4 protein-coding genes are annotated in these 4,113 nt (G+C 47.3%); all 4 read right to left on the bottom strand.

Annotated features, from left to right (window positions below; genetic code table 11):
• On the bottom strand, positions 1 to 200 hold a 200-nt coding region (locus tag GXO76_10990), incomplete at its 3' end, for a GDSL family lipase (GenBank protein ID NOY78380.1).
• 240 nt (positions 201 to 440) lie between these two features.
• Positions 441 to 1,619: a neuraminidase (sialidase)-like protein gene (locus GXO76_10985; protein NOY78379.1), complete on the bottom strand. Its 1,179-nt coding sequence runs from the start codon at positions 1,617 to 1,619 to the stop codon at positions 441 to 443.
• Positions 1,620 to 2,338: 719 nt separating this feature from the next.
• The gene (locus GXO76_10980) at positions 2,339 to 3,076 is read right to left on the bottom strand and encodes an outer membrane lipoprotein-sorting protein (protein ID NOY78378.1); all 738 of its coding nucleotides are present in this window, start codon (positions 3,074 to 3,076) and stop codon (positions 2,339 to 2,341) included.
• The coding region (locus tag GXO76_10975; protein ID NOY78377.1) for an FtsX-like permease family protein at positions 3,073 to 4,113 on the bottom strand (1,041 nt) is incomplete at its 5' end. The genes GXO76_10980 and GXO76_10975, both read right to left, overlap by 4 nt.

The following is a 4,113-nucleotide window of genomic DNA, read 5'->3' as shown; positions in this document are numbered from 1 at the left end:
GCATCCAATTCCCGGATCGTATCGCCTCCCACACCGCGATTGTGAAAACGCAACGTGCGTTCCGGGAATTTCGCCAAAAGCAGTGACGCTGCAATCATGGCATATCCCTGCCCAATTGACCAGCAGGGTAATTCCCGCCGATTGACGTCCGTAATACTATCGCCTGCGAAAACAATGGTTTGGTTTTCTTGAAAAATCATATTGGACTCTCCTGTAAATCACCTCATTACCAGTTTTTGCAATATTTTGTGTCAGCTCCCAAATACATTGTAACAGAGAATCACCACAATTCATTGTGGTGATTGTACAAAGAAATGAGGCTCAGCAAAATTATCTTCTCTCAGGAAATAAAAAACGGGATTCCTTTAAAAATGTCATATCGCCACAAATTGTTACTCTGTTTTCGGCCACCCTCCGTGTCCTTGTACCATCACCACAATTCATTGTGGTGATGATATCCAGTCTTCATTAAACGCTGCGTGCTTAATGGACTGTCCCTTCCCTCGCTCGCCCCAGCTGTACGTCACGTGAATCAATCCATCCCGTGTTTGAATCACAGAGGGATAGGAATACCCGCCAACTCCTTTCCTCACATTCTCCAGATACCGAATCCACGGCCAGGAGTGCCCTTCATCCTTACTCAAAAGAACCGCCAGACGGTTGCGCCCGTCGGTGGTGTTGTTGCACACCAGGACCCAGTGTCCGTTTTTGAGAGCCACCACATCCACGCTGGAACCCGGATTGGGAATTTTCAGATACCGAACCTTGCTCCAGTGAACGCCCTGATCGCCAGACTCGCTGTACTGAATTTTTAACCCCGGGCCGTTGTCCCTCATGAAGGCAGCGATCGTACCGTCTTTTTTTAAGACCAGGCTGGGCTGAACATTTCCAATTCCCAGTAAGGGCTCACTGCAAGACCACGTTTTTCCCTCGTCATCCGAAATAGCGATTACAGAAACAGAGAACACATCAGAATAAAGCGGTACGAGGATACGTCCCGAGGGCAAAATCAGCGGATGAATGCGGGGCATCCAGCCTATCCGTCGGTCAAATTTATTTCCGGCTGAACAAATAGCTTCTTCGATTTCCTTTTTAAATTCCGGGTGATTTTTCACCAATGGCAGCAAACCGGCAGCCTTTTGGATATATTCCTCTTCGAAATGAAGCGGCTTCAGGAGAATGACATCCTGCCAATCCCAGCGAGGCGGACCTGACGCTTGTTCGAAATCGGCGGAGACCTTCATTCTTAGCAGAGCCGTTCCCCACTGATTGGCCACAATATTGGCCCAAAAAATAAAAAGCTTTTTTTGGGGTGACACCACCATGGCCGGATTTGTATCCGGAAAGCCAGGAACATCCGCCATAATAAAAGGAGATTCCCAGGTCGACTGCCCCGGATGCCGTCGGGAGCCCAAAATTTTTACGTCGTCAGCCGTCCGCTCCCCCGAGCCGTGATACCAGCAAACCAGTAAATCGCCATTCGGGGTTTCCACAATGCTGGATGAGTGGTTGTGGATGTTTTCAGGTGGAAAGATGAGTTCCGAATGAAAAACGGGGGTTCCCCCGAAACCAGCCGTTTGCAGAACTCCTATCAGCAGAGGTAGTAAAATAAGTCTCATAAATTCCTCCAATCATTAGAATCTTACTTTCCGACATCTGCGAAAAAGCGTGGAAGAGAAAGGTACCGATTAAAGCGTTTGAGGCTTCACGCCAAATCCACCTCTGATTGATTGCCCTGTTCCTACCATAATGAATTATGGCGTGTCACAAAAAAGCCGAGGCGATTTAGGCCCTAATCGATTGGCGTTTTTACATGTCGAAATGGCTGTGAAATCTTGTCAAATAACCTTGAGCCATCACCACAAATGGATTGTTGTGAAAGCGTAGATTAATTTAACAAACGGTTGCATAAAATCAAAGATTTTTTTTAATCCTCAGTAGATTATGTGGAAAAAGGACAGATGTGAGAGCGAATTCGGGCAATGACCGCTATTTTTTCAGCGTATTTTGCTCTTCACTAAAAATTTTTTAAACCCGGGTTAAAGTCTTTCTTGGTATGCTTCGTGCTGTTTTCGTGATCTGGTTTGTTTAATTCAACATTTTTTTGGGAAGCGATAGCAATGACACCTCTACCACACGGCCCGATTTGTTTTTTCGAATTTGTAGAGGCGTAAAATTTTGCGCCTATACCTTTGCATTTTCTACGCTTACTTTGTGGTTTGGGATTGCAGAACAGCCTCAGCAGCTCCTCGACTTTTATTTTTCAACAGAATTCAATTATCAGCGGGCACGGTACAAACGGTCCCGTTTGCAGGGGATTGGACTTTTCATTCAAAATCTACCGTCTTAAAGCCGCTTTTGTAAAGATGTAATCCGAAATTCTTACATCGAATTGAATGGAATCGATCAAAAACTCGGTTCCCCTTCCCTTTTTTAAGACATCTTTGAAAAGAATCTTTTTCGGATACCAGCGGTGATCCACTCTGAAGACGGCCTGGATTTCCGTCGTTTTCAGAAGACGGCCGCTTCTGGCAAACCGCTCTTCTCTCAGGGGAAGCAGTCGTTTCTGATCCACCCAGATTTTTCGCATCGGATAAGCCACGTCTCGCTTTTTCGCCGCTAGTTTCAAAAGCCAGCAGTTTCGATCAGCCCACTTTTCCTCCCCAATAATTTTGGCTGTGTACATATCCCAGAGATGGGGACTCTCCATTAAATCCTCGTAAGACAAATCGGATCCCATGACCGATTGACGCAGCATATGGCCCGCGATTTGAATAATTCGATCAGCGCGGGGCGAGTACAGCCACAATCGGTTGCCGATTTTCAACATTTTTGTCCCCTTATCTCTTGGAGGAGCCAGGTATTCCGTAAAAGATGTATCCCGGCCCTTCATCCAGGTTTTGGCTTTAATGGTGCGGGTGCCCCGCCGGCTGTGGACAATCATTGTTGAAATTGAAATTTGTGTTTTTGCGGTTAAATTTTTATCCATTCGTTTGAGTATCTGCTCTCCGCTGGGGCGTTGTGCCAGCACAGGCAGAGTGAAAAAGACCAGAAGAATTAGATTGAGTTTTTTCATGCTTCCAACTCCTTGAATAATTGCGCCGTTTGCCGTCGGTAAATGCCGATTCCGGCAATCATCGTTCCCAGAATCGAGGCAAACACCCCGGGAATAAAGCCAATGTAATAGGCTGTCGGCGTAACCTGCGCCCGCATAACATTGGACATGAGCACAGACGAATTTCTCAGCATAGAACCCATATCAAGACCGTGGGACTGCAAATAGAAGGCAAATGCTAAACCCACTGCGGTTCCAACCAACGATCCCGCCGTCCCAATGACGGCCGATTCATAAATCATTGTTCGGTAAATATGCCCTTTTTCTTCTCCCATTGCCAGGCGGACGCCGATCTCGCCGTAGCGCCGTAAACCGGCCATCAGCCCGGCGTTCCACAGCACAATCGACATCGTAAAAACAAAAATGGTCACAATAATCGCAGATGCCTGATTGACCACAGAAAGCATATCCGCCAGATTGTTTTGATCCGCCAGTGTCACCATTTCCAGAGAGTAGTCATCGTTTTGGCGGGAAAACCGCTCATTAAAGCTTCGAACCATCCGGATCGCTTGTTTTTGACGATAGAGAAAATTCGGGAAAAAACCAAGAATTTCTCCGACAGCATTGTCCATGTCCAATGCCTCCTGTGCTCCTTTTAAATCAACCAGAACGCTCGCCCTGTCCAAAGCCCGCACTCCAAATCGGATGGTTCCAACCACGTTAAAATTTTGCATGGCCAAACTACCATCCATTGTGGTACTGATCAGCGTGACAGAGACACCCGGCGAAATCTGTAACTTTCCGGCCAAATCATCGCTGACAAGCATTTCTCCCGGAGCCTTCGGCAGCCGGCCTCGTACCAAAGCCTTTTTCACGTTCAGAATGTGAATTTCGGGCGATTGAGGGGATATCAACTCAACCCCCATTCCCATGACCGGTAATTGCACGCGGGTTTCGCCATTCCGGTTGGGGACGTCCAGCAGTCCTCCAAACCGGATGCGCGGCATCCAGGTCATTTTCGGATAACTCCGATGCAAATCGGCCAGCAGGGTGTCTAC

Source organism: Calditrichota bacterium (assembly GCA_013151735.1).
Taxonomy (GTDB): domain Bacteria; phylum Zhuqueibacterota; class JdFR-76; order JdFR-76; family BMS3Abin05; genus BMS3Abin05.
Note: the sequence above shows the minus strand (reverse complement) of the source record. Positions and strands in the feature narration are given on the sequence as shown.

Bases quoted from the DNA above. Each gene is read 5' to 3' on its own strand.
- GXO76_10985 (NOY78379.1), bottom strand. From the start codon at position 1,619: ATGAGACTTATTTTACTACCTCTGCTGATAGGAGTTCTGCAAACGGCT.
- GXO76_10980 (NOY78378.1), bottom strand. From the start codon at position 3,076: ATGAAAAAACTCAATCTAATTCTTCTGGTCTTTTTCACTCTGCCTGTG.